Origin of the sequence: Clostridioides sp. ZZV14-6345 (assembly GCF_020657775.1) — a bacterium.
In the GTDB taxonomy this organism is placed as follows: domain Bacteria; phylum Bacillota; class Clostridia; order Peptostreptococcales; family Peptostreptococcaceae; genus Clostridioides; species Clostridioides difficile_D.
In genome coordinates this window covers 1-6397 of sequence record NZ_JAGWCX010000109.1, presented here as the reverse complement: position 1 = coordinate 6397, position 6397 = coordinate 1, and the positions used below count along the sequence as shown (strand labels likewise).

At 25.0% G+C, this 6397-nt stretch carries 6 protein-coding genes and 1 pseudogene; 3 read left to right on the top strand and 4 right to left on the bottom strand.

All coding sequences use genetic code 11. The features are described 5' to 3' along the window. Positions 1-334, top strand: a pseudogene (locus tag KGF39_RS18625) (hypothetical protein); the annotation flags it as partial. A 409-nt stretch (positions 335-743) separates the two neighbouring features. Further along, a complete protein-coding gene (locus KGF39_RS18620; protein ID WP_227823454.1) occupies positions 744-1529 on the top strand; it encodes an EFR1 family ferrodoxin in 786 nt (261 codons plus the stop codon). A 249-nt stretch (positions 1530-1778) separates the two neighbouring features. On the opposite strand, the gene KGF39_RS18615 is transcribed toward KGF39_RS18620, so the two are convergent. Further along, positions 1779-2867: a hypothetical protein gene (locus tag KGF39_RS18615; protein WP_227823453.1), complete on the bottom strand. Its 1089-nt coding sequence runs from the start codon at positions 2865-2867 to the stop codon at positions 1779-1781. A 127-nt stretch (positions 2868-2994) separates the two neighbouring features. Between KGF39_RS18615 and KGF39_RS18610 the strand changes: the two genes are divergently transcribed. Then, a complete protein-coding gene (locus KGF39_RS18610) occupies positions 2995-3723 on the top strand; it encodes an HAD-IB family hydrolase (RefSeq protein ID WP_227823452.1) in 729 nt (242 codons plus the stop codon). A gap of 113 nt (positions 3724-3836) precedes the next feature. Here the strand turns inward: KGF39_RS18610 and KGF39_RS18605 are convergent, their stop codons facing one another. The 3 genes from KGF39_RS18605 to KGF39_RS18595 are packed head-to-tail and all read right to left on the bottom strand — an operon-like array spanning position 3837 to position 5608. Further along, positions 3837-4328 carry a hypothetical protein gene (locus KGF39_RS18605; protein ID WP_227823451.1) on the bottom strand — a complete coding sequence of 164 codons (492 nt, stop codon included), beginning with the start codon at positions 4326-4328 and terminating at the stop codon, positions 3837-3839. Positions 4329-4338: 10 nt separating this feature from the next. Continuing rightward, a complete protein-coding gene (locus KGF39_RS18600; RefSeq protein WP_227823450.1) occupies positions 4339-4779 on the bottom strand; it encodes a hypothetical protein in 441 nt (146 codons plus the stop codon). Further along, positions 4769-5608, bottom strand: a complete 840-nt coding sequence (locus KGF39_RS18595; protein ID WP_227823455.1) for a DUF5685 family protein — start codon at positions 5606-5608, stop codon at positions 4769-4771. Before KGF39_RS18595 ends, KGF39_RS18600 begins: the two co-directional genes overlap by 11 nt. Positions 5609-6397: the final 789 nt, after the last annotated feature.

The following is a 6397-nucleotide window of genomic DNA, read 5'->3' as shown; positions in this document are numbered from 1 at the left end:
TAATATGAATAATAACATGGGTATGCCTAACAACATGTCTGGCAATATAAATAATAATATGTATGGTAATACGGGTATGCCTAACAATATGTCTGGCAACATAAATAATAATATGGGTATTCCTAACTTTTCATGCAATCAAAATATGCCTCCTAATGTACTTATGATGATACCAGGTGTTATATGTCATAATACAATGCAAGGTATGCCTGTGGTTATGCCTAGTACTATGCCACCTAATATATACCCGACTCCTTATGGCTCTAGTAATATGTCTATACAAGGTATACCACAAACTACTAATATAGAGGAATTTGATGAGGAAGAAATGTAATATATATTTTTTCAAGTAAGTTGTATAAAGCATTAATAATTGGTCATAATAATAAATGTATTCCTCATAATATTCCCCCAATATTATTATAGGTATAGAAAGTTGACTGAATATACTTTTATTCGGTCAACAAATATTAACATAATCTAATAATATAAATATAGAAAAAATCAGATAAAATTAAATTTTATCTGATTTTTTCATTTAAAGTTATATTAGCCATTTACAATGTATATTAATGAAATTAAATTAATGTTAGTAAAATATCACTACATACTACAACTATTATTTAATTCTATAATTATAAAAATACTAAACATGCAAATCCCTTTGGTTTTCTATCAAGTTAATTAGCTCTATGTTATAATGACTATAGCAAGTGACTATTTTATTTATAGGAGGTGTTACTTTGTACAAATTATGTATATTTTACTTTTCTGGAACTGGAATGACAGAATATATAATTAATAAAGTAAAACAAGAATTTGAAAATAAACAGATTTGTGTCGAATGTATAAAAATTGAAAATATCAAGACATCTGAAATCCGTTTAACATCGTATGATATAGTAGGAATAGCCTATCCTGTGCATTCATTTAATGCACCTCAAATTGTATTAGACTTTGTAAAAAAATTGCCTAATACACACTCTATGGATGCATTTGTAATACACACAGCTGGTGAAGACAGTTATATAAATTATGCTTCATCAAATTTGCTAATCAAAAAATTAGATTCTAAAGGTTTCAAAGTATTTTATAACAAATTATTTGCTATGCCATCAAATTTCATGGTCAAATATGATGATATAAAAACAAGAGAGCTTATTGATAAAGCAGATAAAGAAATACCTACTACTGTACATAATTTAATAAATCGAATTTCATACCTCCCAAATAGTAGCACTTTAGTAAAAATACTCTCTTTTGTTGGTAGGTCAGAATGGTATGGAGCTCATATTTTAGGTAAGTTTTTCTACGTTAAAAACAATTGTACACACTGTTCTAAATGTGCTAATAATTGTCCTAAGCATAATATAAATGTTACAAAAGATAATGTTAAATTTAATTGGAATTGTTGCCTGTGTATGAGGTGTATTTATAACTGTCCTAAAAATGCAATTGATATACATCAACCATTTAAATTTATCCATTTTGATAACTGGTATGACTCTAGCATATTCACTAAAAAATAGAGGTTAATAAGCAAAATATATAACATCTTACAAATCAACACCTACATATAAAATATACCAAAAATTAATATTGGCAAATAACATGAGGAAAGTTATAAATTTTTTTATTTTTTTTTAATAAACTGTATAAATTTTTAATAATTGACCACAATAATAAATGTATTCCTCATAATATTCCCCCAATATTATAGAAATAAATTTAAGCGAGATTAAATTCAGTTAATCTCGCTTAAATAATGCCTAAAATTATTATTCTAAAAAATCATCAAAATCTATTGAACCTGATTCTGCAAAATCATACAATGCATTTTGTTCAAAGAAAAAATTCTCTTCAAACTTAATATATTTACTATAGTTATATTGACTTATTTCATTAATACAATTGCAATCACTTTCATTATAAGTACCAATAAAAAACTTATTTCCCATTAAGTAATATATAGCTTTCATATCATTATTTATTACATATACATTTTCTTTAACATGGTCATTATTAAAATTAAATCTAGTAAAAAATATACCTTCATTCATATCACTTTTTAATAAGAATGGATTTTCTCTATAAAATACTCTTGCAAACTCCTCAGGTGAATTTACACTATATACACTTACAAATTCACTCTTAGAAATCTCATCAAATACCTCAAAATCATACATAGGTTCTTTATCTGTCACTAATAGAGAATTAATTCTAAAACCAGTTTCATGACACTTACTTATACAAAAAGCAATTTTACACATATAATATCCATCATTATCTTCATATAAAGCTTCACTTATATATCGACCTTGACCTTTATCACTTACTACATTTTTAAGTAATGTTCCATTTATATTTGTAATATGCATATTTGCAATCTCATCACTTCCAGAAAAATACTTTAGACTTTCTCTATCCCATGCTATAAATCTCATGGTCATATAGTTTATAAATTCAACTTCTTCATAAACTCTTTTACATATCTTATTATATAATTTTTCTATAGTTAAGTCTGTTTTATAATTTTTTACAATATCAATATACTCACATTTATCTCCTGGCAATAACTTGTCATAATAAAGATTCTTATTACCAAAATAAGATACTAAAAATAAAGATTCATCCTTCGTTAATTCAACTCTATCTGAACCAAACCCTCCCATCAATCTTTCTTCTTCCATATAAGCTTCTTCTTGTGTTGGATTTTTTAAACTCACATAATCTGCCAAACCTAATCCCTCTGCATCCAATAAAAAATATTGACAAAAATGATTATTTTCATCATCTATCCAATTTATTATAAGACCTAAACTACCCATAAGTCTAGAATTCGTAGCCTTTGCAAAATTAAAATTCATATAGTCACATCCTTTAAACTTTAAAATACTTGTTTTTTAATATATAAATTATTATACATATATTTTAACAACTTAGGTACAATTTATAATATAATATAAGGAAATGATTAATTGAGGTGGTCTTATGATGAAAAATATAGCAGCTTTTTTTGATATAGATGGTACTCTTTATAGAGACTCTCTTATGGTTGAACATTTTAAGAAATTAATTAAATACGATATAATTGACCAAAAAAATTGGTATAAACACGCTAGAGACACTTTTATGGATTGGGATAAAAGACAAGGTAATTATGATGATTATCTATTAGAAATATGTGACCTTTATGTTGATTCATTAAAAGGATTAGATAAAACCTGTATTAACTTTACAAGTGACCAAGTAATCAAATTAAAAGCAGATAGGGTTTATAAATACACACGCTCAAGGATTGAGTGGCATCTAAATCAAGGGCATATAGTTATATTTATATCTGGTAGCCCTGGGTTTCTAGTTGAAAAAATGGCAAAAAAATATAATGTAACTGATTTTCTAGGAAGTAATTATGTATTTGAAAATGATATATTTACAGGAACAGTTATTCCAATGTGGGATTCTATAAGTAAAAATAATGCTATAAACAATTTTGTTGCAAAATATGATTTAGACTTATCAAACTCATATGCCTATGGTGATACTAATGGTGATATAAATATGTTAAAAAGAGTTGGAAATCCAATTGCAATAAATCCAACAAAGGAACTTTTATCCCAAATATCACTTGATGATGAAATTTCTAAGAATGTTCAGATAATAGTAGAAAGAAAGGATATTATTTATTCTTTAGCTACAGATGTAAATATAGTGGATATTTAATCTATATTATCTATTTTAAAAACTTATATTATATCTAATATAAAAAAGCTCTGACTAAAAATCAAAGCTTTTTTATATTACACTAAGTATATATTAAATATAAAAATCAACTGTTATTTTTTAAATAGCATCTTTCTTAACCTATTATTGTAATAACCTATAAAAGAACTATAAACATAGTCATATACTATAAAAGCTATCTCAAATGAACCTATAATAAAAATATTTATTGGTATATAAACTATTGTCCTTAATAAAAAATACAATATAAGTAACATTATATTTGCAAATACTAATTTCAAAAAATACTCAATATATATTGACCTATCTTTTTCTATAAGATATTTTACAATACCATATATTCCAAAAGTAAGTGAATATACAATCCATTGAGACTTACTTGCCATCACTATAAATCCTAAAGCTATAGAACCTATATAAAAAGCAATTCCACTTTTAAATCCCCATTCCATTATTACAATTGATACTAAAAGTGATGCTAAACCCATAATAAACAATGTATTTACAGGAATAATATTTGTAAGAGTCAACAATATCACATTTAATGCTAATAAAACTCCTCCATAAGCAACTTTTATACTCATATTTATCATCCTAACAACAAGTTATTAAATCTCCACCAAAACATTCACAGCATGAATCTAAACACCAAAGCTTAGCACAGTTTTCACAACAATCGTCACCTAGACAACAACAACAATCATCACAGCAACAGCAACATCCATCTAAATCATTACGTCTTCTTCTATTATAATTGTCAGCTCTGTTGTTATATTCATTTCTATATTGTGTATAACTTCTAAGTGCATCACTATATTCGCTATTTTCAGGTTCCATAAATTTTGCTCTTTTTAAGAAGTCTTCACCTTCTTCATAATATCCTATGTTCATTGCAGAAAAACCAGTTAGATAATACCATTCTGCACATTTGTCAGTCAAAGTCTTTAAAAAATCATATGATTTTTTAAATTCACTATTTTCTATAAAAGCTCTTGCTCTCATAAAATTTTCATTATTATAAGTATTACTGTACATTCTTTCCACCTCTGCTTTCTAATATATTCATATATCTTAAATAAACACCAGAATAAATTATATTTTCTATTATTCCAACATTTTTATTTAGATTTAAATTATCAATCCCTCTAGCTAAAAAACCTAATGATGTCACAATTATTTTTTTTACTTTTTCTTTTAACTCATCATTTTTATCTATATACTCTATAAATGGATTGTATCTTCCTTTTTTAAAATCTTCATCTAAATCTTCATAGGCATCTAGTAGATATATATACTTACCTATATTAAAGCCTATCATTCTTAAGTTTCTCTCGTTTTCATCTTTTTTGTAGGCAAATACTTCACCCATTATATTACCAAATACACTAGATACTTCATCTATATTTATATTTTTGTCCTTTTCTAACTTATTTAATTCATTTAGCTGTTGTTTTATATACTCTGCTTTTTTAGGATACTTTTCATATGCTAAATTTAATTTGTTTTTATATATATAATATGCTAATTTATCTTTTATGCGTTTATCGTCCATTAAATTATCTTCCAATTTATAATACGTTAAAAGAATATTCATACTTGCTGCATATTCTGTAATATCATTTGTAATTACCTTTTTCTTTTTAAATGGATTGACTATACATGCTTCCTCTGTACTTATAGACTCTGGGTTATATACTGCTGTTAATAAAACAATTAAAAATGTTATATCATAATTCAGAGAAAATCTAGAAATTTCTCCATGATTTCTTTTTAAATATTTACATAATCCACAATAGTAAGCTTTGTAATGGTCATATTCTCTAAATGTTAAATCCATTTTGTTTATTTTAACATATCCAAACATAAATACTCCTTTTTGTACTACTTTATTATATAAATTATATTTTGTATAATTTGTGTTGTAATAATCTATATCTTCAATACTTCTTTGTGGTTTATAAAAAGTATTGTGGCTTACATAAACATTTGCTTTGTTATCTATAAGCTCATTATATTTATTTTCTAACTCATTTATTTTATAGTGCATTATGTAAGTTTTTATTCTTTTTACTTACTAATACTATATAATCCTTTTGACTTACTATGTATTATCTCTAAGTTACTTATATCATTTAATAGTATATTCTTTGCCTTTGAACAAGTCATTTTTTCTCCCCTATTACTTAAGGTTCAATCAAGATTTAACAAACTATGTATTTACATTTTTTGTAAATCTAAAATAATTAATATATTAAAAAGATATATTTATCCTATATGTTTATGTGTTAATTAGACTTTAGTATCCTTAATTGACTCTATTGTTTTATTGTTGAGAAATTGAGTGTATACCATCAAACATGAACTCGTTCCTTTTCTATTTTTTGTTAATTATTATTATATCATTAATAAAATTATAATTCATTTATTTTATATATAATCATTAATAAATTCTTGTCTACTCCTCTTTTCTTTTTTAAGTTTTCTATATTCGTCTAAAAATGTTCTGTTAGATGGTGACTTAATTACAATCTCATCTATTGTTATACTTGCATACTTTCCCTATACTTCATATGAAATTAAAATAACAACATAAATTATAGTATAACTAAATAAATATAAATGGGGCTGTCGCACTAGAAAATAGTGCTACGCC

Bases quoted from the DNA above. Each gene is read 5' to 3' on its own strand.
- KGF39_RS18595 (WP_227823455.1), bottom strand. From the start codon at position 5,608: ATGTTTGGATATGTTAAAATAAACAAAATGGATTTAACATTTAGAGAA.
- KGF39_RS18615 (WP_227823453.1), bottom strand. From the start codon at position 2,867: ATGAATTTTAATTTTGCAAAGGCTACGAATTCTAGACTTATGGGTAGT.
- KGF39_RS18600 (WP_227823450.1), bottom strand. From the start codon at position 4,779: ATGTACAGTAATACTTATAATAATGAAAATTTTATGAGAGCAAGAGCT.
- KGF39_RS18605 (WP_227823451.1), bottom strand. From the start codon at position 4,328: ATGAGTATAAAAGTTGCTTATGGAGGAGTTTTATTAGCATTAAATGTG.
- KGF39_RS18610 (WP_227823452.1), top strand. From the start codon at position 2,995: ATGAAAAATATAGCAGCTTTTTTTGATATAGATGGTACTCTTTATAGA.